The following is a 23,754-nucleotide window of genomic DNA, read 5'->3' on the forward strand; positions in this document are numbered from 1 at the left end:
CCCCACCATCAGCGCCAGCGTCACCCCGACAGTCGTGCCATAGAAATCGGCCCGCCCCCGCCCGGCGACATCGCCGCCGGTCAGCATCAGCCGCACCGCGATCAGGCCCAGGATGATGCCGATCTGCAGCACCACCAGCCCCATGATCTCCGGCGGCAGCAGCCGGCGGATGCGGAACAGCAGCCGCGACAGCAGGATCTGCGTGACGCCGGCCACCAGCATCAGCCCGGCCACGGCGCCGATCCCGCCCAGCCGCGCGGCAGCCAGCACCGGCGGCAGATAGGCGGCGGTGAAGACGGCCGGCAGCAGGAAGCCGGAACCGATGCCGCGCCAGCGCAGGCATTGCAGGAAGGTGGCGATCCCGATGGCGATCATCGACAGGGTGACCAGCCGGCCGGTGGTCACCAGGTCGAGGCCTGCCGCATCAGCCACCAGCAAGGGGAAGATGAGGATGATGCTCATCAGGCCCATATGCTGCAGGACCGCCACCAGCAGGGCACCGATGGGGACAGGGTCGTCGCGGCCGTAGCTGTCCAAACCCCGGCCTCCAAAACAAGCAAGAGAAGGCCGGGGGGATAGTATCCCCCCGGACCCCGCCTTCAATTATTCCGCGGGCTGCGCGGCCACGCCGCCACGGCTGAACTTCCGCGCCAGACTGTCGAAAGCCAAATACAAAACAGGCGTCACGAACAGGGTCAGGGCTTGCGACACGGCAAGGCCGCCCACCACGGCCAGGCCCAGGGGCTGGCGCAGCTCGGCGGCAGCACCCCAGCCGGCAGCGATCGGCACGGCGCCAGCCGCGGCGGCCAGCGTCGTCATCATGATCGGGCGGAACCGCAGGATGCTCGCCTCGCGCACCGCGATCAGCGGGTCCTCGCCGGCCCGCTGCCGCGCCAAGGCGACGTCGACCACCATGATGGCGTTCTTCTTCACCAGCCCGATCAGCAGCAGCACGCCGATCACCGCGATGACCGACAGGTCCAGCCCGAACAGCCACAGCGTCGCCAGCGCGCCGAGTGCTGCCGGCGGCAGGCCGGACAGGATGGTCAGCGGATGCACCAGGCTTTCATACAGCACGCCCAGCACGACATAGACGATCAGCACGGCGGCGATCAGCAGCGCCCCCTGGCCGGCCAGCGCCTGCTGGAAGATCTGCGCCGTGCCGGCATAGCCGGAGACGATGGTGGGCGGCAGGCCCAGATCCCGCTCCACCGCGGCGATCGCCTGGGTGGCCTGCCCCAGCGCCACGCCGGGCGCGGTGTTGAAGCCAATCGTCACCGCCGGCAGCTGGCCCTGGTGGGCGACCGTGAGGGGCCCCACCCGGCGCTCCAGCGTGGCGATGCCGGCCAGCGGCACCAGCCGCCCCGAATTGCCGCGCAGATAGATCTTCGACAGCCCGGCCTCGTCCTGCTGGTCGCGCGGCAGCGCCTCCAGGATCACCGAATAGCTGTCGGAGGCGCCGAAGATGGTGCTGATCTGCCGCGCGCCGAAGGCCGAGTACAGCGCCTGCCGCACCTGGTCCACGGTCACGCCCAGCGCCGCCGCCCGGTCGCGGTCGACATTGACCGACAGGATGGGCGCGGCCTTCTGCAGGTCGGAATTGACGTCCTGCAGCTCCGGCAGCCGCTGCAGCGCCGCCGTCATCCGCTCCGACCAGTCGTAGAGCTCCTCCGAGCGCAGCCCCTGCATGGTGTACTGGTACAGGGTGCGCGACTGCCGGGCGCCGAAGTTCAGGTTCTGGATCGGGTTGTAGTAGACCCGCATGCCCGGGATGCCGCCGGTCTGCCGGCGCAGCTCCTGGATGATGTCGGTCACCGACTTGCGCTGCGCCCGCGGCTTCAGCTGCACGAACATGCGGCCCTGGTTCAGCGCCTGGCTGTTGCCGCTGATGCCGACGATCGAATTGACCAGCTCGACCGAAGGATGCGCCCGGATGATCTCGACCACCCGCGCCTGCCGGGTGCTCATGTCGTCGAAGGAGGCGTCCTGCGGCCCCTCGGTGCCGACATTCAGCAGGCCGGTGTCCTCGACCGGGAAGAAGCCCTTGGGGATGGTCACCGCCAGCCAGACCGACAGGCCGATCGAGGCCAGGAACACCACCCAGACGCCGAAGCGGAAGCGCAGCGTGATGTCCAGCATCCAGCCATAGCCGCGCTCGACGGCGCGGAAGCCGCGCTCCAGCAGGGCGTCGAACTTGCTCGGCTTGCCATGCGCCGGCAGGTAGCGCGCCATCAGCGGCGTCACCGTCAGCGAGACCACGCAGGAGACGATCACCGCCAGCGACACCGTGGCGGCGAAGGCGTTGAACACCCGCCCCACCACGCCGCCCATCATCAGGATCGGCAGGAACACTGCGATCAGCGACAGCGTGATCGAGATGATGGTGAAGCCGATCTCCTTGGCGCCGCGGATCGCCGCCGGGAAGGGGGCCATGCCCTCCTCCATGTGGCGGACGATGGACTCCAGCATGACGATGGCGTCGTCCACCACCAGGCCGACGGCCAGCGTCAGCCCCAGCAGGGTGATGTTGTCGATGCCGTAGCCCAGCGCGTACATCAGCGCGAAGGTGCCGGCCAGCGAGATCGGCACCGCGATGCCCGGGATCAGCGTGGCGCTAATCTTGCGCAGGAACAGGAAGATCACCAGCACCACCAGCCCGATGGCGATCATCAGGTGGTGCTGCACGTCATGCACCGCGTCGCGGATCGAGACCGAGCGGTCCAGCATGACCGTGACCTCGGCCCCCGGCGGCAGCGCCGCCTGCAGCCCGGGCAGCGCCGCCTTGACCCCGTCCACCACCTCGACCGTGTTGGCGTCGGGCTGCCGCTGCACCGCCAGCGTCAGGCCCAGATTGCCGTTCATCCAGGCGGCGACGCGGTTGTTCTCCACCCCGTCGACCACCCGGGCCACGTCCTGCACCCGGATCGGCGCATTGCCGCGGCCGCCGATGATCAGCCGGCCGAAGGCCTCGGCATCCTGCAGCTGGTCGTTGGCGCGCAAGGTCAGCTGCTGCCGCGGCCCGTTCAGCGTGCCGACCGGCGTGTTGCTGTTGGCCGCCGCGATCGCCCGCTGCGCCTCGTCGAAGCCTAAGCCCAGCGCGGCCACCCGGTCCGGGTCCAGCTGCACGCGGACGGCGTATTTCTGCTCGCCATAGGTCACCACCTGGGCGACGCCCGGGATGCGCGACAGGGCGGGCGAGATCAGCACCGCGGCGATCTCGTTCAGGCGGTACAGCGGCACGTCGCCGCCGCGCAGGTTCAGCAGCACCACCGGCGCGTCGGCCGGGTTGGTCTTGCGGAAGCTGGGCGGGTTGGTCATCTCCGCCGGCAGCCGGCGCTGGGCGCGGCTGATGGCGGCCTGCACGTCCAGCGCCGCGGCGTCGATGCCGCGGCCCAGCACGAATTGCAGGGTGATCTGGGTGGTGCCCTGGCCGCTGCTCGACGACATCTGGTCGATGCCGGCGATGGTGGAGAATTCGCGCTCCAGCGGCAGGGCGACCGAATTGGCCATGGTCTCGGGGCTGGCCCCGGGCAGGCTGGCCGAGACCGAGATCACCGGGAAGTCGACCCGGGGCACGGCCGCCACCGGCATCTGCAGATAGGCCACGATGCCGGCCAGGATGGCGGCCGCCGCCAGCAGCCCGGTCATCACGGGGCGGCGGATGCAAAGCTCGGAAAGATGCATCGTGGCGCGTCCTCAGCTCTGCGGGCGGCTGGCGGGGCGCTCGACGACGCGGGCGCCGTCGGAGAGCAGCTGCGCCCCCTCAATCACCACCTTGTCGCCGGCCGCGATCTCGGCCTTCAGCACGGCGCGGCCACCGACCACGCGGTCCAGCGTCACCGCGCGGCGGCGGGCGCGGCTCTCGCCGTCGATGACATAGACGTAGCGGCTGTTGCCCGAGCCGGTCTGCACCGCCTGCACCGGCACGCTCAGCGCCTCCGGCTCGACCCGCGGCACCAGCACCACGTTGACATACTGGCCCGGCCACAGCGCGTTGTCCGGGTTGGCGAAGCGCGCCTTGATCTGCACCGTGCCCGAGGTGCTGTCGACCTGGCTGTCGAGGAACACCACGCTGCCCTGCACCGGCGCGTGGCGGTCGCCCGGCGGATGCGCGGTGACCACCGGCCGGCCGGCGCGCAGCGAGGCCTGCACCTCCGGCAGCCAGCGCTCCGGCACCGCGAACTGCACCTGGATCGGGTCGGTCTGGGTGATGGTGGCCAGCGGCGTGTTCTCGCCGGCGCGCACCAGGTTGCCCTCGGTCAGCGGCAGGGCGCCCAGGCGCCCGCGCAGCTCGGCGCGGATGCTGGCGAAGTCGAGCGTCAGCCGGGTCTGGCTGATCAGCGCCTCGCCGGCCTTGACCGTGGCCTCGGCGGCGGTGGCGTCGGCCTGGGCCTGCTCGTAGCGCTGGGCGGCGGTGAAGCCCTCGCCGCGCAGCGAGGCGTAGCGGTTGGCGTCCGAGCGCGCCCGCACCGCCTGGGCCCGGTCGCGCGCCAGCTGCGCCTCCTGCTGGGCCAGCAGCGCCTGGGTCATCCGCGCGTCGATGGTGAACAGCATCTGGCCGCGCTCGACGCGCTGGCCTTCCTCGACATGCTGCTTCTCGATCTGGCCGTCGACCCGGCTGCGCACCGAGACCGTGGCCTCGGCGACGACATTGCCGTTGGTGGTGATCTCGAGCGGAATCGGCCCGCGCTCGGCCCGGCTGACCACCACCGGCAGGGTGGGGGCGGGGGCTGGCGCCGCACTGGGCGCGGGCGCCGGCGTCTGGGCCTGCAGCGGGGTGGCGCTGCCGGCGATCATGGCGACGAGGCCGGCGCTGAACGCGCCCGCCAGCAGGGGGAAAAGCGAACGCGAGGGCATCATGACCCACGGCATTAAGCTGCCATGCGGTCAGCGCAAAGCTATCGATGCGCTCTGTTACATTAAATCATCAAAATGAGCGGAGCACCGGCTTGCGCCGGCAACCGGCCTGCCACGGCGTGGAAGCCGGGCGGCACCGGGGCGCAACAAGGCCCCGAAAACAAGAAAACCGCGGATGGCGGGACCTGGAAGGCCCCACCCCGCGGTCATCGAGTCGCCATCGGGACCGGGCCGGCTTCCCCCGAGGTTTCCCTGGGGGCGGCCGGCCGAGTCCCGGGCTGCTCAGAAGCCTTCGCGCTCGAGGCGCTTGCGCTCGACCTTGCGGGCGCGGCGGACAGCCTCGGCGGCCTCGCGGGCGCGGCGCTCCGACGGCTTCTCGTAGTGGCGGCGCAGCTTCATCTCGCGGAAGACGCCTTCGCGCTGCAGCTTCTTCTTGAGGGCCTTGAGGGCCTGATCGATATTGTTGTCCCGAACGACGACCTGCACGCTGTGCGGTCTCCTCTATCTGAGCAAGGCCCGGCACCAGGTCCTGGCACGGCGGGCGATATGGATAACGGAAGCACGAAGCGCCGGTGCAAGCGCCGGTGCCTTCCTGCAAGGTGCCGCAGCCCTTAGCATGCCCCGCGGCCCGAATGAAAGCCCTTCATGAGCAGCCTGGCCGCGCACCCTTTCCAGGGCGGCGGCGGCCCCCAATCTATGCCGATCGAGTGGAGGAAGCCCGCCATGGCCATCCTAAAAATAGCCCGCATGGGCCATCCCGTCCTGCTGCAGCGTGCCGCCGTGGTTGAGGATCCGCGTGATCCGGAGATCCGCCGGCTGGTCGCCGACATGGCCGAAACCATGCTGGACGCGCAGGGACTCGGGCTCGCCGCCCCCCAGGTGCATGTTCCGCTGCGCATCTTCGTCTGGCGCAACGGCGACAGCGTGGCCGCGCTGATCAACCCGGAGCTCGAGCTGCTCGGCCCGCCCGACCAGCGCGGCTGGGAGGGCTGCCTGTCGATTCCGGGCCTGCGCGGCAATGTCGAGCGCGCGCATCGCGTCGCTTTCCGCGGCACCGATATCGGTGGCGACTCGGTCGAGGGCGAGGCCGAGGGCATGCTGGCCCGCGTCATGCAGCATGAATACGACCATCTGGACGGCGTGCTCTATCCGAGTCGGATGACCGACCACGCCCTGTTCGGCTTCACCGAGGAGCTGACCCGCGCCGCCGCCGCCCAGCACGCGCCGCCGCCGGCGCCCCCGCCGGCGATGCAGGAAGCCACCCGGTGAGCGCGCGCCGCTGCCCGGCCGCCGGGCTGGAGCGCAGCGCCGAGCGGGATGCCGCGCTGCGCGCCCTGCTGCCGGAGGTGCCGCGGCTGGGCTGGAGCCTGGCCGCGCTGCGCGCCGGCCTGGCCACGGAAGGGCGCGACCCGGCCGCCGCCGCCTGGCTGTTCCCCGAGGGCCCCGCCGGCATGGTCGAGGCCTGGTGCGACCTGGCCGATCGCGACATGGCGGCGGCCGCTGCCGGCCAGGGGCTGGAAGACCTGCGCATCCCGGCCCGCATCCGCGCCCTGGTCGCGCTGCGGCTGCAGCAGGCCGGGCCGCATCGCGAGGCGGTGCGCCGCGGCCTGGCCCTGCTGGCGCTGCCCTGGAACCTGGGCGCCGCGACGCGCGCCACCGGCCGCACGGTCGATGCCATCTGGACCGCCGCCGGCGACATCTCGACCGACCTGTCCTTCCACACCCGGCGGATGACGCTCGCCGGGGTCTATGGCAGCACGCTCGCCTATTGGCTGCAGTCGGGCGACGAGGCGGCGGCGATGGATTTCCTCGACCGGCGGCTGGCTGGCGTGGCGCGGCTGCAGAAGCGGCGGCCCAAGGCGGCCTGACAGGGCATTCCTGCACGCTTTGCGCTTGCAAGCAGAGGCGAGTCGCGGCACAGGCCGCCCCTTGCTGCAAGGATCTCCCGCGTGACCGAGACCCCCTCCGCGCCGCTGGTCGGCATCATCATGGGCAGCCGTTCCGACTGGGAGACCATGCGGCACGCGGCGGAGACCCTGGAAAAGCTGGGCATTCCGCATGAGACCCGGGTGGTCTCGGCGCATCGCACGCCGCAGCGGCTCTATGATTATGCCGGCGCCGCCGCCGGCCGGGGCCTGCGCGTCATCATCGCCGGCGCCGGCGGCGCCGCCCATCTGCCCGGCATGGCCGCCGCCATGACCCGGCTGCCGGTGCTCGGCGTCCCGGTCGAGAGCCATGCGCTGAAGGGCATGGATTCGCTGCTGTCCATCGTGCAGATGCCGGCCGGCATCCCGGTGGGGACGCTGGCCATCGGCCGCGCCGGCTCGATCAACGCGGCGCTGCTGGCCGCCGCCATCCTGGCCACCACCGATGCGGACCTCGCCGGGCGGCTCGACGACTACCGCGCCGCGCAGACCGCCGCCGTGGCGGAGGAGCCGGCATGACCGGCCAGGCGCCGCTGCCGCCCAATTCCACCATCGGCATCCTGGGCGGCGGGCAGCTCGGCCGCATGTCGGCGCTGGCCGCCGCCGAGCTCGGCTATCGCTGCCATATCTATGCGCCGGACGCCGATTCGCCCGGCATGCAGGTGGCCGCCGCCAGCACCGTCGCCGATTACGAGGATGTCGCGGCGCTGCAGGCCTTCGCCGCCGCCGTCGACGTGGTGACCTTCGAATTCGAGAATGTCCCCGCCCGCACGCTGGAGATTCTTTCTCCCCTCGTGCCCTGCCGGCCTGGGAAGACGGCGCTGGCCGTCTGCCAGGATCGCCTGCTGGAGAAGGAATTCCTCGAGAAGGCCGGCGTGCCCGTCGCCCCCTGGCGCGCGGTGCGCAGCCTGGAGGAGCTCGAATCGGCGGTGGCCGAGATCGGCCTGCCGGCGGTGCTGAAGACCACGCGCCTCGGCTATGACGGCCGCGGCCAGGCGGTGCTGCGCGAGCCCGGCGACCTGGCCGCGGCCTTCGCCCGCCTCGAGCCCAAGCCCTTGATCCTGGAGGCTTTCGTCCCCTTCACCCAGGAGCTGTCGGCGGTCGCCGCCCGCGGGCTGGATGGCAGCGTCGCCGTCTATGACGCGGTGGAGAACCACCACCACCACCATATCCTGGACCTGTCCTTCGCCCCGGCGCGCGTCCCGGCCGCCGCCGCCGAGGCCGCCCGCCGCCATGCCGGCCAGGTCGCCGCGGCGCTGGAGCTGGTCGGCGTGCTGGCGGTGGAGCTGTTCCTGCTGCCCGACGGCTCGCTGCTGGGCAACGAGATCGCGCCGCGGCCGCATAATTCCGGCCACTGGACGATGGATGCCTGCCTCTCCAGCCAGTTCCACCAGCATATCCGCGCCGTCGCCGGCCTGCCGCTGGGCAGCGCCCGGCGCCATTCCGACGCGGTGATGCGCAACCTGGTCGGCGCGGAGGGCATGGCAAAGCTGCCGGCGTTGCAGGGCGACCACAGCGTGTCGGTACATCTCTATGGCAAGGCGGCCGCCCGGCCGGGCCGCAAGATGGGCCACGCCAACCGGGTCCTGCCGCTTAACACCCTGAAAAATCAGGAAGAATCGGAAGTGCTCGCGGGGCTGTGACCAAAATGCCCATGGTCCCTGTGTCCCGAAAGACACAGGCCGTGGGAAACGTGGCACAGCATACTGCAAGCGGCGCGGATGAGTGCTACTTCAGGGGTCACGCGGCGCCGTGACTCGGGGGGGACCTTCGTGAATGCGCGTTGCGAGCATGCCTTTGGTGGATCGAGGAGAATTCTAATGAGCCTCAAGAAGGCGCTTCTGGCCGCGACGGTTCTGTCGCTGCCGCTCGCGGCTCAGGCGCAGCCGATCACTGGCGTCTATCTCGGCGCCGGTGCCGGCTACAACTACCTGCAGGACACGGACATCACGTCGTCCGGTTCGGCCGCTGCCATGCAGACCGCCCGCGGCGGTACCCGCAAGGTCGAAGCCGAGTTCGAGCACGGCTTCGGTGGCGTTCTGAGCATCGGTTACGGCTTCGGCAACGGCCTGCGCGCCGAGGTCGAGGGCAACTACCGCCAGAACGACGTTGACACCCTGAAGGCCGGCGGCACGCTGCCCGGCATCGGTGGCACCGTCCGCACCTATGGCGCGATGGTCAACGCCCTGTACGACTTCAACCTGGGCCTCCCGGTTGTTCCGTACATCGGCGCGGGCGTCGGCTACGTGTGGCACGACTATGACGTCGTCCGCAGCCGCGGCGCCGGCCAGTCGCGCGTGACGATCGATGGTGACGACGGCCAGTTCGCCTTCCAGGGCATCGCCGGCGCCGCCTTCCCGATCGCCGCCGTTCCCGGCCTGGCGATCACCGCCGAGTACCGCTTCCTGGGTTCGCTGGACCCGGAATTCACCGCGGTCTCGCGTAACGCTGCTGGCGTGACCACGGCCCGTACCAAGGTCGACTCCGAGAACTACAACCACTCGGTGTTCCTGGGCCTGCGTTATGCCTTCAACGCCCCGGTCGCCCCGGCGCCGATCCCGGTCGCCGCTCCGGCCCCGGCCGCTGCCCCGGCCCCGGCCCGCACCTACCTGGTGTTCTTCGACTTCGACCGCGCTGACCTGACGGACCGTGCCCGCCAGATCATCGCCGAAGCCGCGCAGAACTCCGGCCGCGTTCAGGCGACCCGCATCGAAGTGGCCGGCCATGCCGACCGCGCCGGTTCGCCGCAGTACAACCAGCGCCTGTCGCAGCGTCGCGCCGACGCCGTGGCCGCCGAGCTGGTCCGCCTGGGCGTGTCGCGCTCGGCCATCACGGTCCAGGCCTTCGGCGAGAGCCGTCCGCTGGTCCCGACGGCCGACGGCGTGCGCGAGCCGCAGAACCGCCGCGTCGAAATCGTCCTGCGCTAATCCGCAGGCCGGTTTCCCGGCAAAGAGAAAGGGCGCCTTCGGGCGCCCTTTTTTTGTCTGGCTGCCGCCGTCTCGGGGAGACAGCGGGTGGAACGGCCCGGCCGCATCCGGCTGGGGCGGCGGGACGCAAAAAAGGGCCGCCCCCTCGCAGGGGCGGCCCTTTTGCGTCAAGCGGCGAGGATCAGCGCGTGGCGACCTGGGTCGGCGCGGCCGGCGTGCTGCGGCGCGGCGCGCTGGCGCTGCGGGTCGCCGGGGCCGGGCAGATCTGCGCCTCGTAGGGGTTGGTCACCTGCTGCGCGACCGACAGCGCCGCCAGCTCGGTCATGCCCGGCTGGCTGAGCGCCTGCTGGAACAGCGGCGCCACGTTCTGGCAGAAGAAGGACCCCTGGCGGATGCCTTCCTGGCTCTGCGCATTGGCCAGCGTCGTGATGTAGCTGTCGAGCTGGCGCTGGCCATTGGCGCCATGCACCCGGCGGAAATGCCCGGTCACCTGGCGATAGGCCGAGCCGAGCTCCTTCTGGTAGCGGGTGACGAAGGCATTGTACTGGTCGTGCCGGTCGCAGCTCAGCGCCGCGACCATCAGCTGGCTTTGCAGCGCGCGCACATCCATCGCCGTCTTCTCGGCCGCCTGCAGGCAGCTCTGCGCCGCGGCGGGCAGGGCAAGCGCCACGCCCGCGGCCAGGGCGAACCCCGCCAGACGCTGGTTGATCCGAGCCATGCGGCGAAACCCCTCGATACCGACAGGGCCGGCTTGGCCCGTTTCGAATCTACATCATGGGTGAAGGGTTACGGAAGCGTGATCGAAATGATGATTTGGCAATCTCTTGCAAGGCGTCCTGCAGAAATCGGCTGAGCCTCAGCCACCCGGCTCAGCCCCGCGACGCGATCGCCGCCTGCAGCGCGGCAAGCCCGGCCAGGAAGTCCTCCACTTCCATCGCCTCGGCCGGGTTGTGCGAGCCGTGCGTGTTGCGGATGAAGACCATCGCCGCCGGCACGCCCCGGCGCGAAAACTCCGCCGCGTCATGCCCGGCGCCCGAGGCCACCGGCTGCACCCCGGGCAGCGCCGCTTCCAGCGCCGCGCGGCCGGCGGCATCCAGCACCACCGGCGCCGCCGTCACCGGCGTGCCCAGGTCGAAGGTCACGCCGCGCCGCGCGCCGATCTCGGCGCAGCGCCGCGGCAGCAGGGCGGAAAGGCCGGCGAGCGTCGCTGCCTGGGTGCTGCGCAGGTCCAGGCTGAAGCTGACCGCATCGGGAATGCGGGTGGCCGCGGCCGTCGCCGGGTCGACCAGCAGCTGCCCTGCGGTCAGCACCAGGTCGGCGCCCTCCTGCAGGCTGCGGACCCAGAGCGTGTCCAGCTCCTGCAGCAGCTCGGCCACCGCCAGCACCGGGTCGCGCCGCAGATGCCGCGGCACCGCGCCGGAATGCCCGGCCTCGCCACGGCAGCGCGCGGCGGGGAAGCGCAGATGCCCGCGCACCGCCGAGACCGGCGCCGCCGGCTGGCCGCGATCCAGCAGCACCGGGCCCTGCTCGATATGCAGCTCCCAGAAGAAGCTGGTGCGGGAAATCTCCGGCAAGGGGGTGCCGGCGCCGGCCGCGGCGGGGTCGCCGCCCTGCTCGGCGATGTGCCAGGCCAGGGGCTTGCCGGTGTCGCGGCGCGGGATGGCGAGCTCGGTGGCCGAAAGCGCGCCGAACGCCGCGCGCAGCCCGACATGCGGCGCGCCGAACCAGGGCGATTCCTCGCCGCGCAGCGCCACGGCCCGCAGCGCGCGCCCGTCGCGCATCGCCTGTCGGACCGCCAGGAAGCCGGCGACCACCCCGGCGGCGCCGTCGAAATTGCCGCCGCGGGGCACCGAATCCATGTGGCTGCCGCAGGCCGGGGCAGGGGCTTCGCCCAGCCCCGGCGGCTGCAGCCAGAGATTGCCGGCGGCATCCGGCCAGGCCTGCAGCCCCTGCTCGCGGGCGATGGCGGCCAGGGCCCGCAGGCAGGCGGATTCGGCCGCGCCATAGGCCGGGCGCGTGACGCCCTCGGCATCGGCGGACAGGCGGCGGAACAGCGCGAGAAGATGGCCCGCCAGGGCGCCATCGGAGTCGGGAAACCGCATCAAAGTCCATCAAACCGGAAAAATCCAATTTGATGGACTTTTCGCGCAAGTCAATTGGCCGACCGCTGCCGCCCCCGGGTCACGAAGTGGCGAGAAGCTGGCGCAGCCGGGCCGCCGCGCGCTCGCCCTTCAGCGCGCCCTCCCACAGCCGGCGGGCCAGGCCGGCATAGAGGGCGACGGTGGCCGGCTCGGCCGAGAGGGTGGCGATGCCGTCGGTGACGCTGGGGTATTCGCCGAGGCGGAAGGGGCTGACGGCGACCCGCTCCACCTGCCCGCCCAGCAGCACCTCGAAGGTCTGGCTGGGGGGGACGGCCTCCAGCAAGCCGATCTGCACGCCGATCGGCGGCGCCTCCAGCTGGGCGGCGATGGCGGCGACCTCGGCCCGGGCGCCGTCGCGGCGGCGGGCGCGCTCCTCCGCCGGCAGCCCGTCGCGGCCGACCAGCCCGGTCTGCAGCAGCTGCGCCAGCCGGGGCAGGGCGACCAGCGCGGTCAGCGGCCGCGGCCGGGCGGCCTGCTGGGCGCGGCGTTCCTCCAGGATGGCCAGCGCCCGGGCGGCGGCCGGCGCGTCGCCGCCCGGCGCCTCGTCCAGCATTTGTCGCAGCCGGTCGGGATAGGCGGGGGAAGCCAGCAGGATGGAGATCGGGTCGAAGCAGGCGAGGATCTGCTCGGCCTCGGCCTCGGCCTGGCGCATGCGTTCGAAGAAGCCGGCGCCGGAGGCGAAATGCTCCACCTCGATGCCGATCAGCGCGGCGAGCGAGACGCCCATCAGCCCGGCCGCCCGCTGCAGCAGGTCGAGCCGGGGGATGCCGTCCTTCTCATAGGTATAGAGGGCGGCGCGCGACACGCCGAGCCGGTCGGCGACCACATCGGGGGCCAGCCCCGCGCCCAGCCGCCAGGCGCGCAGCCGCGCGCCGATCTGCCGCATATCCAGCGCCATGGGGCCGCCGCTCGCTCAGGGGCGCCGTGTCAGGCGATGATGTCGGGGACCAGCCGGCTTTCCAGCCAGGTGATTTCGTCCTTCAGCTTCAGCTTGCGCTTCTTCAGGCGCTGCACCTGCAGCTGGTCCGGCAGGGACAGGGCGAGGGTGGCGATCACGGTGTCCAGATCGCGGTGCTCGCTGCGGAGCTCATGCAGGCGGCGGAGCAGGCTGTCACGGTCGGCCAGGATGGGCCTCATCGGTTGTTCGGTTTGAGTCGCATCTGGGCGCAGAAAGGCCATATCATGTCCAGGCGTGGTCGCACAGCTTGGTCTGACCATCTGCCCCGCTTCCCGTCACGGTCAGCTTTGCCGTGGCCGGGGGTGCGGGTTTCTGGCAGCGAGGCTGGCGGCGCGCCCCACGGGACGGCCCGGACCCGCTCAGCCTGCCGCCAGGCGCCTGCTGAACAGTCCGGCTCCTCCGTCCCGCGGGTTGTCTCAACCGTGGAGGATCGTGTGCCGATGACGCAGCAGCCTCGCCTGCGCAGCCTGCAGGAACGCCATGCCACTCTCGAACGGCAGATCGCCGACGAAGGCAACCGGCCGCAGCCGGATGCCCTGTCGCTGGGTCGGCTGAAACGCGCCAAGCTGCGACTGAAGGAAGAAATGCTAAGGCTGCAACCCGCCCGCTGAGACAGCGGGCGCCGAACGGGCCAGGCCCCCGGCACGGTGGCAGGCGTCAGGCGCCGCCGCCGGCCCAGCGGCAACCGGGCCGGGCCCGGCGTCCCCTCCAAGAGGGGGGCGCCGGGCCACCCGGACCGCGGCTTCCCCGCCGCCCGCCATGCCTGCCCCGCCCATGGCCACCATCGCATCAGGTTCGGGCGCAACAGGTTCAGGCGCAACGGTTGCAGGCGCAACGGTTGCAGGCACTAGGTGCGGCGCCGCGACGGGACTATAACCCTCGCTTCCCTTTCGCTTGGAGCTTGATGGACGGCATGGACGCCACCGATATCACGCGCGTGCAGACCTATCTGCGGCGCCTCTTCGGCACGGACCGCATCAACCTGATCCGCCCGGCCCGGCCGGGCCTGTCGGTCGAGGTCGCGGTCGAGGACGAGGTGGTCGGCACGCTGCACCGCGACGCCGAGGATGGCGAGGTCTCCTACGCGCTGCACCTGACCATCCTCGAGGAAGACCTGCCGCCGCTGCCGAAGAAGCCCGCGGCCCCCCCGCGCCGCTGATCCACTGAGCTGCCGTGCCCGCGGGCGCGGCAGCCGGGCGCGGCGTCACCTTATAGAAGGGCCGCCGGATAGAGGGCCGCCCGCCGGGCATGAAAAAAGGGGCACGCGCGCGTGCCCCTTTTTCAATGCGGTCCGGCCCTGAAGGTCAGGCGGTCTCGTCATCCTCGGCCGGCGCCAGCGGGGCGGAGGGGTTGCCGCCCGAGGCCAGCACCGCGGCGTTCAGGTCCGACTGGCTGCACAGGCCCAGGATCACCGGGTCGCGCGGCTTGATATTGGCGCTGTTCCAATGGGTGCGGTCGCGCACCTTGGCGATGGTGTCCTTGGTGGTGCCCAGCAGCTTGCCGATCTGCGCCTCGGTCAGCTGCGGGAAGTTGCGCAGCAGGAAGGCGATGCCGTCCGGCCGGTCGTTCCGCTTCGACACCGGGGTGTAGCGGGCGCCCTTGCCGCGGCTCTTCGGCACCGGGCTGGTGGTCTCCATCAGGCGCAGCCGGGCATTGGCGTCGCCCTCGCAGCGCAGGATCTCCTCGCGGCGCAGCTGGCTGTTCTGCACCGGGTCATAGCCGACGATGCCTTGCGCGACCTCGCCATCGGCGATCGCCTGCACTTCGAGCGGATGCATGCCGACGAAGTCGGCGATCTGCTCGAAGCTGAGGGACGTCTTCTCGATGAGCCACACAGCGGTGGCCTTGGGCATCAGCGGCAGGGTCATCGGAAACCTTACGAGTCGGTCGGGCTGGCGCGGGGACAGCCCCGGATCGCACTGCATATAGAGAGGGGGAGGTATGGGGTCAAAGTCCTAGCGTATCGGCGCCCCAAGCGCAGCGGGGCCAGCACCCTAATCCTTGGCGGGACGGCATGGCAGGCCATATCGTCCTGCAGGGCTCCGGACATCGGCCGGATCGAGGCAAGGGAGATCGGCATGGCGACGCGGCGATTGGCGACGGTGTTCGGCGGCACCGGCTTCATCGGGCAGCATGTGGTCTCCCGCCTGGCGCGGCTGGACTACGAGGTCCGCGTGGTGACCCGCCATGCCGAGACCGTCCGCCGGCTGATGACCCAGGGCAATGTCGGCCAGGTGGTCGCCTTCCGCGCCGACCTGGCCGATGACGCGGCGCTGGCCCGGTCGGTGGCCGGCGCCAGCCTGGTGGTCAATCTGGTCGGCATCCTGGCGGAATCGCGCAAGGGCGATTTCCAGCGGCTGCAGGGCGAGCTGCCGGGGCGGATCGGCCGCGCCGCGGCGGCGGCCGGGGTGTCGCGGCTGGTGCATCTGTCGGCGATCGGCGCCGATCCGGCCAGCGCCAGCCAGTATGCCCGCAGCAAGGCGGCCGGCGAGGCCGGGCTGCAGGCCGCCTTTCCCCGCGCCATCATCCTGCGGCCTTCGGTGATCTTCGGCCCCGAAGACCATTTCTTCAACCGCTTCGCCGGCATGGCGCAGCTGCTGCCCTTCATGCCGGTGGTCTGCGGCGCCACCCGCTTCCAGCCGGTCTTCGTCGGCGATGTCGCGGCCGCGGTGCTGGCCGCCAGCCGCCGCGGCGCGGCCGAGGGCCAGGTCTTCGAGCTCGGCGGGCCGCGGGTCGCGAGCTTCCGCGAGCTGATGGGCTATGTGCTGGAGGTCACCGGCCGCTCGAAGCGGCTGGTCGAGCTGCCGGCCGGGCTGGTGCGGCTGCAGGCCCGGCTGGGCGAGCTGCTGCCCAATCCGCCGCTGACACGGGACCAGCTGATCCTGCTGCAGAAGGACAATGTGGTGGCCGCCGGCGCCAAGGGCTTCGCCGAGCTCGGCATCGCGCCGCAGGCGATGGAGGCGGTGGTGCCGGCCTATCTGACCCGGTTCCGCCCCGGGGGAGGGCGGCGGCCCGCCTATCCCGCCTGAAAGTCCGTATCGGACCTTTCTTTCAGGAAATCCGGGGCGGGGTGGTCGGGAACCCTAAAGGGCAGCGGAAATAAGGACAGAATTACTGTCCTTATGGCGCAAATAGGACTCGCAAGCCCGGGGTGACTGTGGCAAAGCTGCGTGCATCGGGGTGCAAGCCTCGTCCGGCCTTCGCATGGCCGGGCGGCGGCCACCCCTGGCTCTGCCTCTTGTTCCATTCGCCCTTCCTGCCCGAAGGATCGCGCCCGATGGCCGAACGCATGCTGCAATTCGTGCGCTTGTCGCAACAAACACCGGACAAGCGCCAGGCCACCGAGCGCCGCGCCGATTTCGGCGAGATCTACCAGCGTTTCAGCGCCGAGCGCGCGACCGAGCAGGCCAGCCGCTGCAGCCAGTGCGGCGTGCCCTTCTGCTCGATCCACTGCCCGCTGAACAACAACATCCCCGACTGGCTGAAGCTGACCGCCGAAGGCCGGTTGGAGGAGGCCTATGAGATCGCCTCGGCGACCAACACCTTCCCGGAGATCTGCGGCCGCGTCTGCCCGCAGGACCGGCTCTGCGAAGGCAACTGCGTCATCGAGAAAGGCTTCGACAGCGTCACCATCGGCGCCGTTGAGAAGTACATCACGGATACCGCCTGGGAGCAGGGCTGGGTCAAGCCGCCCAAGCCGCGGCGCGAGGTCGACCATTCGGTCGGCATCATCGGCGCCGGCCCGGCGGGCCTGGCGGCGGCCGAGCGGCTGCGGCTGCGCGGCTGGAAGGTCACGGTCTATGACCGCTACGACCGCGTCGGCGGGCTGATGATCTACGGCATCCCGAACTTCAAGCTGGAGAAGGAGGTCGTCCTCCGCCGCCACGCCCAATATGCCGAGGCCGGGATCGAGTTCGTGCTGAACTGCCGCATCGGCATCGACATCTCCATGGCCGATCTGCGCGCCAAGCACGATGCGGTGCTGGTGGCGACCGGCGTCTACAAGGCGCGCGACATCGGCGGGCCGGGCTCGGAGCTCGCCGGCATCGTCCCCGCGCTCGACTACCTGACCGCGTCGAACCGCGAGAATCTGGGCGACCAGGTGCCGGAATTCATCGACGGCACGCTGAACGCGGCCGGCAAGAAGGTCGTGGTCATCGGCGGCGGCGACACCGCCATGGATTGCGTCCGCACCGCCATCCGCCAGGGCGCCGAGGCCGTCACCTGCCTCTATCGCCGCGACAAGGCGAATATGCCGGGCTCGATGCGCGAGGTGTCGAATGCCGAGGAGGAAGGCGTGGTCTTCTCCTGGCTTTCCGCCCCGGAAGGCTTTGTCGGTGGCGAGGCCGGCTCCGCCGGCGGGGGCGAGGGCCAGGTCACCGGTGTCCGCGCCGTGAAGATGCATCTGGGCCTGCCCGACGCCACCGGCCGCCAGCAGGTCGAGCCGATCCCCGGCAGCGGCTTCACCGAGCCGGCCGACCTGGTCATCAAGGCGCTGGGCTTCGACCCCGAGGACCTGCCCAGCCTCTTCGCCGAGCCCGGGCTGACGGTCAGCCGCTGGGGCACGCTGACGATCGACCGCCGCAGCATGATGACCAAGCTGGAGGGCGTCTTCGCCGCCGGCGACATCGTCCGCGGCGCCTCGCTGGTGGTCTGGGGCATCCGCGACGGTCGCGACGCCGCCGACCAGATCGAGGCCTATGTGCTGGCCAAGAAGGCCACGCCGTCGATGGCGGCCGAGTGATGCGGGCCCTCGCTTCCGGCCTGGCCCTGCTGCTGGCCGCGGCGCCGGCCTTTTCTCAGTCGGGGCCGTCGCAGTTTTCCGCGCCGGCGACCCCGGCGCCCCAGGCTGCGCCTGCGCCTGCGCCTGCCCCGGCCCCGGCCCCAGCCCCGGCCAATGACCGGGCCGAGGCCCTGGCCGCGGCGCGCGAGCTGATCGAGGCCAGCGGCTCCCAGGCCCAGGCCGAGGCCGGCATCCAGGGCAGCATGGGGCAGATGGCGCAGATCGTGGCGCAGCAGAGCGGCCAGCCGGTGGCCCGCGTCACCGAGATTTTCGAGGGCCTGCTGCTGCCCGAGTTCCGCGCCCGCCTGCCGGAGCTGCTCGACGCCATGGCCGCCTCCTGGGCCAGCCACCTGAGTGCTGCCGACCTGCGCGAGCTGACCGCCTTCTACCGCTCGCCGCTCGGCGGCCGGCTGAAGGTGGCGACCCAGGCCGTCACCCAGGAAAGCCTGGCTTTCGGCGCGCAATGGGGCCAGCGGATCGGGCTCGAGGCCCTGGCCAAGCATCGCGAGGCGCTGCGCGCCCGCGGCCTGAAGATCTGAACCGACCACGACGCCGTTCCGGGCCCCTGTCCCGGCCGCGAGTCCAAAGGGATCGCACCATGAGCCATCCGACCGAGAGCGGCGCTGCCTTCGCCGAGCGTTTCCGCCGTAACGCCGACCTGCTGAACAGCGCCGCCCATGTCGACACCATGGAGCATGACGCCTGCGGCGTCGGCATGATCGCGGCGCTGGACGGCAAGCCGCGGCGCGACGTGGTGCAGGCCGGCATCGACGCGCTGAAGGCGGTCTGGCACCGCGGCGCCGTCGATGCCGACGGCAAGACCGGCGACGGCGCCGGCATCCATATCGAGATCCCGCAGGACTTCTTCGCCGAGGTCGTCGAGCGCGGCGGCGACCGGCTGCGCCCGGGCCGCATCGCGGTGGGCCAGGTCTTCCTGCCGAAGACCGACCTGGGCGCGCAGGAGCGCTGCCGCCAGATCGTCGAGACCGAGATCCTGAACGCCGGCTACAGCATCTATGGCTGGCGCCAGGTGCCGATCGACGTCGCCTGCATCGGCGAGAAGGCCAATGCGACGCGGCCCGAGATCGAGCAGATCCTGATCTTCGACGCCGAGCAGCGCGACCCGGCGACGATGGAGCGCGACCTCTACGTCATCCGCCGCCGCATCGAGAAGCAGGCCATCGCGGCGCAGGTGCCGGAGCTCTATCTCTGCAGCCTCTCGGCCCGCTCGATCGTCTACAAGGGCATGTTCCTGGCGGAGAACCTGACCGACTTCTACCCCGACCTGCTGGACGAGCGTTTCGTCAGCCGCTTCGCCATCTACCACCAGCGCTACTCGACCAACACCTTCCCGACCTGGCGCCTGGCGCAGCCGTTCCGGATGCTCGCCCATAACGGCGAGATCAACACCGTCCACGGCAACATCAACTGGATGAAGAGCCACGAGACCCGGCTCGCCCACGACCTGCTCGATCCCTTCATGGAGGATATCAAGCCCGTCGTGCAGGCCGGCGGCTCCGACACCGCGACGCTCGACAACGTCTTCGAGCTGCTGGTGCGCGGCGGCCGCGACGCGCCGATGGCCAAGGCCATGCTGATCCCGGAGAGCATCGGCAGCAACGCGACGATGCCCCAGGCGCATCGCGACCTGTTCATGTATTGCAACGCGGTGATGGAGCCCTGGGACGGGCCGGCCGCGGTCTGCGCGACCGACGGCCGCTGGTGCATCGCCGGCCTCGACCGCAACGGGCTGCGGCCGATCCGCTACAATGTCACCACCAGCAAGCTGCTGATCGTCGGCTCCGAGACCGGCATGGTGAAGCTGGCCGAGAGCGACATCGTCGCCAAGGGCCGCGTCGGCCCCGGCCAGTGCATCGCCGTCGACCTGGAGGCGCAGCGCTTCTACGGCGACACCGAGCTGAAGGACGTGCTGGCCGCCCGCCATCCCTTCGGCGACTGGGTCGGCCGCACCACCAAGATCGACGGCATCGTCCGCTCCGAGGTGGACGAGACCCCGGTGCTGACCACCGAGGCGCTGCGCCGCCGCCAGCTGGCGCTGGGCATCACGCTGGAGGACCTCGAGACCATCCTGCACCCGATGGCCGAGGATGGCGCCGAGGCGATCGGCAGCATGGGCGACGACACGCCCATCGCCGTGCTCTCCGCGCAATATCGCGGGCTGCACCATTTCTTCCGCCAGAGCTTCGCCCAGGTCACCAACCCGCCGATCGACAGCCTGCGCGAGACGCGGGTGATGACCATCAAGACCCGGCTGGGCAATCTCGGGAACATCCTCGACGAGGATCCGACCCAGTGCGACATGCTGCAGCTGGAGAGCCCGGTGCTCTCCAACGCCGAATTCGCCGCCATGCAGGAATACATGGGCAGCACGGCCTGCACGGTCGACGCCACCTTCCCGGTGTCCGAAGGCGAGCCCGGCCTGCGCCGCGCGCTGGAGCGGATCCGGCGCGAGGCGGAGGAGGGGGTGCGCTCCGGCTGCGCCCATGTCGTGCTGACCGACGAGGCGCATGACGACGCGCGCGCCGTCATCCCGATGATCCTGGCGGTCGGCGCCGTGCATACCCACCTGGTGCGCCACTCCCTGCGCACCTTCACCAGCCTGAACGTCCGCGCCGGCGAATGCATGGATGTGCATTACGTCGCCGTGCTGATCGGCGCGGGTGCCACCACGGTCAACGCCTATCTGGCGCAGGAGAGCATCGCCGACCGGCATCGCCGCGGCCTGTTCGGCGACGATTCGCTGCGCGACTGCGTGGCGCATTACCGCAAGGCGGTCGACAAGGGCCTGCTGAAGGTCATGTCGAAGATCGGCATTTCGGTGCTGTCCTCCTATCGCGGCGGCATGAACTTCGAGGCGATCGGCCTGTCGCGCGCGCTGGTGGCGGAATTCTTCCCCGGCACCCAGTCGCGCATCTCCGGCATCGGCCTGTCCGGCATCGCCCGCCGCGTGCTCGGCATGCACCGCAAGGCCTGGGGCACCGACACGGTGATGCTGCCGATCGGCGGCCTCTACAAGCTGCGCCGCAAGGGCGAGGCCCATGCCTTCGACGGCAGCCTGATCCACCTGCTGCAGAACGCGGTGGAGACCGACAGCTACCAGACCTTCAAGCGCTACACCGACGCGGTGCGCAAGCTGCCGCCCGTGGCGCTGCGCGACCTGCTCGACTTCCGCGCCGAAGGCTCGAAGCCGATCGCCATCGAGGAGGTCGAGAGCATCACCGAGATCCGCAAGCGCCTGATCGCGCCCGGCATCTCGCTCGGCGCCCTCAGCCCCGAGGCGCATGAGACGCTCTCCATCGCGATGAACCGCATCGGCGCGCGCTCCGACAGCGGCGAGGGCGGCGAGGACCCCGAGCGCGCCAAGCCGCGCGCCAATGGCGACAACGCCAATTCGGCGATCAAGCAGATCTCCTCGGGCCGCTTCGGCGTCACCGCCGAGTACCTGAACAACTGCCGCGAGATCGAGATCAAGGTGGCCCAGGGCGCCAAGCCCGGCGAGGGCGGCCAGCTGCCCGGCTTCAAGGTCAGCGGCATCATCGCGCGGCTCCGCCACTCGACGCCCGGCGTGACGCTGATCTCGCCGCCGCCGCACCACGACATCTATTCGATCGAGGATCTGGCGCAGCTCATCTACGACCTGAAGCAGATCAACCCCGAGGCCTCGGTCTGCGTGAAGCTGGTCGCCCGCTCCGGCATCGGCACCATCGCCGCCGGCGTCGCCAAGGCCAAGGCGGATGCCATCCTGGTCTCCGGCCATTCGGGTGGCACCGGCGCCTCGCCGGTCAGCTCGATCAAATATGCCGGCCTGCCCTGGGAGATGGGGCTGTCGGAAGCGCACCAGGTGCTGCTGCTGAACCGCCTGCGCCACCGGGTGAAGCTGCGCACCGATGGCGGGTTGAAGACCGGCCGCGACGTGGTGATCGCCGCCATGCTGGGCGCCGAGGAATTCGGCATCGGCACCGCCTCCCTCGTCGCCATGGGCTGCATCATGGTGCGGCAGTGCCATTCCAACACCTGTCCCGTGGGCGTCTGCACCCAGGACGAGGACCTGCGGAAGAAGTTCGAGGGCAGCCCGGAGAAGGTCATCAACCTTTTCTCCTTCATCGCCGAGGAGATCCGCGAGATCCTGGCCAGCCTCGGCTTCCGCAAGCTGGAAGAGGTCATCGGCCGCACCGAATACCTCAAGCAGGTCAGCCGCGGCGCCGAGGATCTCGACGACCTCGACCTCAACCCGCTGCTGGTCCAGGCCGATGCCGGGCCGTTCCCGCGCTACTGCACGCTGGAAGGCCGCAACGAGGTGCCGGAGACGCTGGATGCCGACATGATCCGCGACGCCGCGGCCCTGTTCGAGCGGGGCGAGAAGATGCAGCTCGCCTACAACATCCGCAACACCCACCGCGCCATCGGCACCAAGATCAGCAGCAAGATCGTCCGCAAGTTCGGCATGTCCGGCCTGCAGCCGGGCCATCTGACGGTGCGGCTGCGCGGCTCGGCCGGCCAGTCGCTCGGCGCCTTCGCGGTGCGGGGCCTGAAGCTCGAGGTCCTTGGCGACGCCAACGACTATGTCGGCAAGGGCCTGTCCGGCGGCAGCATCGTCGTCCGCCCGGCGCCGTCCTCGCCGCTGGTCTGGAACGAGAACGCCATCGTCGGCAACACCTGCCTCTATGGCGCGACCGCCGGCGAGTTCTTCGCCGCCGGCCAGGCCGGCGAGCGCTTCGCCGTCCGCAACTCCGGCGCGATCGCGGTGGTCGAGGGCGTCGGCGCCAATGGCTGCGAGTACATGACCGGCGGCACGGTGGTGATCCTCGGCGCGGTCGGCGACAATTTCGGCGCCGGCTTCACCGGCGGCCAGGCCTTCATCCATGACCGCGACGCCACCTTCGAGCACCGGCTGAACCCGGACACGCTGCTGTGGAAGCGCCTGTCCTCGGCGCATTGGGAGAGCGTGCTGCAGGGTCTCATCGGTCGCCACGCCGCCGAGACCGGGTCGCGCCACGCCGCCCGCCTGCTGAACGATTGGGCCTCCGAGCGCGGCCACTTCTGGCACGTGGTGCCGAAGGAATACGCCAAGTACCTGCCCCACCCCATGGAACAGGTCGCCATCGCCGCCGAGTAGTTTTTTCGGTTCGACCGGTCCTCGATGGGACCGGTCGCTACCCGAGCGACGGCCTCAAGCAGCCCAGCTAACGCCTTAAAAATGTTAAGCCTGGGCAACTTGGCGTGATGCTCGGCTAGGCGCTCACGGATGGGCATGCGATAAGCGGCGCCCCTGACCTTGCTGCGGCGTTGTGCATGAGAATCCTCTACCACCAGCCTCTTTGCCCCTATTCGCGCAAGGTCCGCCTTGTTCTCAGCGAGAAACGCATCCCCTTCGAGGTGCGGATCGAAAGGGTGTGGGAGCGGCGAGAGGAATTCATGGAAATGAACCCCAGCGGCACCGTCCCGGTGCTGGTGGAGGAGAACGGCCTGATCCTCGCCGACAGCTACGCCATCTGCGAATACCTCGACGAGGCCTATCCGGACCTGCCGCTGATGGGCCGGACGCTAGGCGAGCGCGCCGAAGTGCGCCGCTTGGTCGCCTGGTTCGACGGCAAGTTCGCCCGCGAGGTCACCGACAACCTGCTGGTCGAAAAGCAGTGGAAGCGCCTGATGGGCCGCGGCAGCGCCGATGCCGCCGCACTCCGCGCCGGCTACGCCAACCTCAAGCCGCACCTGGACTACCTGGGCTGGCTGGCCGAAACCCGCCTGTGGCTGGCCGGCAATTCCCTGTCCATGGCCGACCTGGCCGCCGCCGCCCACCTGTCGGCGCTCGACTACATCGGCGACCTCGACTGGTCCCTGAACGATGCCGCCAAGGACTGGTACGCCCGGGTGAAGTCCCGCCCGGCCTTCCGCCCGCTGCTCGCCGACCGCGTCAGCGGGGTGAACCCGCCGCCGCATTACGCGGATCTGGATTTTTAGAGTTTTCAGAGAAGCCAGGGGCAGGCCAGGGGAATGAATTCCCCTGGACCCCTTGTAACTTGGCGCCATCGCGCTCGGTCGTTGCTAGAGTGTCCGGAGCGGTGGCGGAGCGTAGCCCGGAACCCCTTGGGGCGATCGAGCCCGTAAAGAAGCGAGGGTCACGCTCCGTCGTTCCATCGAA

General features: G+C 70.6%; 21 protein-coding genes. 12 read left to right on the plus strand and 9 right to left on the minus strand.

What is annotated here, in order from left to right:
• From GVN67_RS19425 to rpsU, 4 genes are all read right to left on the minus strand, one after another.
• The coding region (locus tag GVN67_RS19425; protein WP_304621466.1) for a solute carrier family 23 protein at positions 1-537 on the minus strand (537 nt) is incomplete at its 3' end.
• 66 nt (positions 538-603) lie between these two features.
• Positions 604-3,684, minus strand: coding sequence for an efflux RND transporter permease subunit (locus tag GVN67_RS19430; protein ID WP_159998989.1), 3,081 nt, complete (start codon positions 3,682-3,684; stop codon positions 604-606).
• 12 nt (positions 3,685-3,696) lie between these two features.
• Positions 3,697-4,860 (minus strand): efflux RND transporter periplasmic adaptor subunit, encoded by a 1,164-nt coding sequence (locus tag GVN67_RS19435; RefSeq protein ID WP_235035377.1) that lies wholly within the window; start codon positions 4,858-4,860, stop codon positions 3,697-3,699.
• A gap of 279 nt (positions 4,861-5,139) precedes the next feature.
• Complete coding sequence (gene rpsU, locus GVN67_RS19440) at positions 5,140-5,343, minus strand: 30S ribosomal protein S21 (protein ID WP_007006360.1); 204 nt, start codon at positions 5,341-5,343, stop codon at positions 5,140-5,142.
• 237 nt (positions 5,344-5,580) lie between these two features.
• Here rpsU and def point away from each other — a divergent pair, with 237 nt between their 5' ends.
• The 5 genes from def (at position 5,581) to GVN67_RS19465 (ending at position 9,709) form a co-directional block, all read left to right on the plus strand.
• Entirely contained in the window at positions 5,581-6,126 is a 546-nt protein-coding gene (gene def, locus GVN67_RS19445; RefSeq protein ID WP_159998990.1) for a peptide deformylase, read from the plus strand.
• Positions 6,123-6,725: a COQ9 family protein gene (locus GVN67_RS19450; RefSeq protein WP_159998991.1), complete on the plus strand. Its 603-nt coding sequence runs from the start codon at positions 6,123-6,125 to the stop codon at positions 6,723-6,725. The genes def and GVN67_RS19450 overlap by 4 nt, the downstream gene beginning before the upstream one ends.
• 120 nt (positions 6,726-6,845) lie before the next feature.
• Positions 6,846-7,301: a 5-(carboxyamino)imidazole ribonucleotide mutase gene (gene purE, locus GVN67_RS19455; protein ID WP_159999006.1), complete on the plus strand. Its 456-nt coding sequence runs from the start codon at positions 6,846-6,848 to the stop codon at positions 7,299-7,301.
• Positions 7,298-8,425 (plus strand): 5-(carboxyamino)imidazole ribonucleotide synthase, encoded by a 1,128-nt coding sequence (locus GVN67_RS19460; protein WP_159998992.1) that lies wholly within the window; start codon positions 7,298-7,300, stop codon positions 8,423-8,425. The genes purE and GVN67_RS19460 overlap by 4 nt, the downstream gene beginning before the upstream one ends.
• 177 nt (positions 8,426-8,602) lie before the next feature.
• Positions 8,603-9,709, plus strand: coding sequence for an OmpA family protein (locus GVN67_RS19465; RefSeq protein ID WP_159998993.1), 1,107 nt, complete (start codon positions 8,603-8,605; stop codon positions 9,707-9,709).
• 181 nt (positions 9,710-9,890) lie between these two features.
• Here GVN67_RS19465 and GVN67_RS19470 read toward each other — a convergent pair whose 3' ends face one another.
• The 4 genes from GVN67_RS19470 to GVN67_RS19485 all read right to left on the minus strand — a co-directional run bounded on the left by GVN67_RS19470 (position 9,891) and on the right by GVN67_RS19485 (position 12,978).
• Entirely contained in the window at positions 9,891-10,427 is a 537-nt protein-coding gene (locus GVN67_RS19470) for a hypothetical protein (RefSeq protein ID WP_159998994.1), read from the minus strand.
• A 151-nt stretch (positions 10,428-10,578) separates the two neighbouring features.
• On the minus strand, positions 10,579-11,811 hold the full coding sequence (locus GVN67_RS19475) for a M20/M25/M40 family metallo-hydrolase (protein WP_159998995.1): 1,233 nt from the start codon (positions 11,809-11,811) through the stop codon (positions 10,579-10,581).
• 79 nt (positions 11,812-11,890) lie between these two features.
• The gene (locus GVN67_RS19480) at positions 11,891-12,748 is read right to left on the minus strand and encodes a helix-turn-helix domain-containing protein (protein WP_159998996.1); all 858 of its coding nucleotides are present in this window, start codon (positions 12,746-12,748) and stop codon (positions 11,891-11,893) included.
• A 29-nt stretch (positions 12,749-12,777) separates the two neighbouring features.
• A complete protein-coding gene (locus GVN67_RS19485) occupies positions 12,778-12,978 on the minus strand; it encodes a YdcH family protein (protein WP_076955516.1) in 201 nt (66 codons plus the stop codon).
• 270 nt (positions 12,979-13,248) lie between these two features.
• Between GVN67_RS19485 and GVN67_RS19490 the strand changes: the two genes are divergently transcribed.
• Positions 13,249-13,419 (plus strand): YdcH family protein, encoded by a 171-nt coding sequence (locus tag GVN67_RS19490; RefSeq protein ID WP_159998997.1) that lies wholly within the window; start codon positions 13,249-13,251, stop codon positions 13,417-13,419.
• A gap of 302 nt (positions 13,420-13,721) precedes the next feature.
• A complete protein-coding gene (locus GVN67_RS19495; RefSeq protein WP_200845318.1) occupies positions 13,722-13,967 on the plus strand; it encodes a DUF3126 family protein in 246 nt (81 codons plus the stop codon).
• Positions 13,968-14,112: 145 nt separating this feature from the next.
• Here the strand turns inward: GVN67_RS19495 and GVN67_RS19500 are convergent, their stop codons facing one another.
• On the minus strand, positions 14,113-14,676 hold the full coding sequence (locus tag GVN67_RS19500; protein WP_159998999.1) for a DUF1013 domain-containing protein: 564 nt from the start codon (positions 14,674-14,676) through the stop codon (positions 14,113-14,115).
• A gap of 210 nt (positions 14,677-14,886) precedes the next feature.
• Between GVN67_RS19500 and GVN67_RS19505 the strand changes: the two genes are divergently transcribed.
• The 5 genes from GVN67_RS19505 to GVN67_RS19525 all read left to right on the plus strand — a co-directional run bounded on the left by GVN67_RS19505 (position 14,887) and on the right by GVN67_RS19525 (position 23,573).
• Positions 14,887-15,837: a complex I NDUFA9 subunit family protein gene (locus GVN67_RS19505; protein WP_159999000.1), complete on the plus strand. Its 951-nt coding sequence runs from the start codon at positions 14,887-14,889 to the stop codon at positions 15,835-15,837.
• Positions 15,838-16,085: 248 nt separating this feature from the next.
• Positions 16,086-17,552, plus strand: a complete 1,467-nt coding sequence (locus tag GVN67_RS19510) for an NAD(P)-dependent oxidoreductase (RefSeq protein ID WP_159999001.1) — start codon at positions 16,086-16,088, stop codon at positions 17,550-17,552.
• Positions 17,552-18,130 carry a DUF2059 domain-containing protein gene (locus GVN67_RS19515; RefSeq protein WP_159999002.1) on the plus strand — a complete coding sequence of 193 codons (579 nt, stop codon included), beginning with the start codon at positions 17,552-17,554 and terminating at the stop codon, positions 18,128-18,130. Before GVN67_RS19510 ends, GVN67_RS19515 begins: the two co-directional genes overlap by 1 nt.
• Before the next feature lie 59 nt (positions 18,131-18,189).
• Positions 18,190-22,728: a glutamate synthase large subunit gene (gene gltB, locus GVN67_RS19520; RefSeq protein ID WP_159999003.1), complete on the plus strand. Its 4,539-nt coding sequence runs from the start codon at positions 18,190-18,192 to the stop codon at positions 22,726-22,728.
• 176 nt (positions 22,729-22,904) lie between these two features.
• On the plus strand, positions 22,905-23,573 hold the full coding sequence (locus tag GVN67_RS19525) for a glutathione S-transferase family protein (RefSeq protein ID WP_159999004.1): 669 nt from the start codon (positions 22,905-22,907) through the stop codon (positions 23,571-23,573).
• Positions 23,574-23,754: the final 181 nt, after the last annotated feature.

The sequence above is a fragment of the Roseomonas sp. 18066 genome, from assembly GCF_902706185.1.
Taxonomy (GTDB): domain Bacteria; phylum Pseudomonadota; class Alphaproteobacteria; order Acetobacterales; family Acetobacteraceae; genus Pseudoroseomonas.